This is a genomic window from Pauljensenia sp. UMB1177, assembly GCF_030217965.1.
Classification (GTDB): Bacteria; Actinomycetota; Actinomycetes; order Actinomycetales; family Actinomycetaceae; genus Pauljensenia; species Pauljensenia turicensis_A.
In genome coordinates, this window is record NZ_JASOOV010000042.1 from 1 (window position 1) to 256 (window position 256).

Here is a 256-nt window from a genome sequence, read left to right on the forward strand (position 1 = left end):
GGTACACGAACGGCAGGTCCCCGCCTCAAAATACGAACAGCGCACGGTCCCAGCTTAGTGGGCGCGCCCCGTATCTACGGTCTCCACCACCGCGAGCTCGCGCACTCCGCGCCGCGCCGGCCCTAATTCCACCCCGGTGATCACCCCGGCCGCGGTTTCCTCGCCCACTAATTGCTGGCACAATTCCGCCAATTCTTCGGCTTCGCGCGGCAGAGTCTCGGCCAGGAGCGCCAGGCGCGCCACCCGCCCGCGGAAA

Annotated in this window: 1 protein-coding gene; it reads right to left on the reverse strand. The window is 68.0% G+C overall.

Going from position 1 to position 256, the window contains the following annotated elements:
* Window positions 1-54 precede the first annotated feature (54 nt).
* Window positions 55-256 (reverse strand): hypothetical protein (locus QP442_RS08515; protein WP_285069806.1); only part of this gene is annotated, 202 nt, incomplete at its 5' end.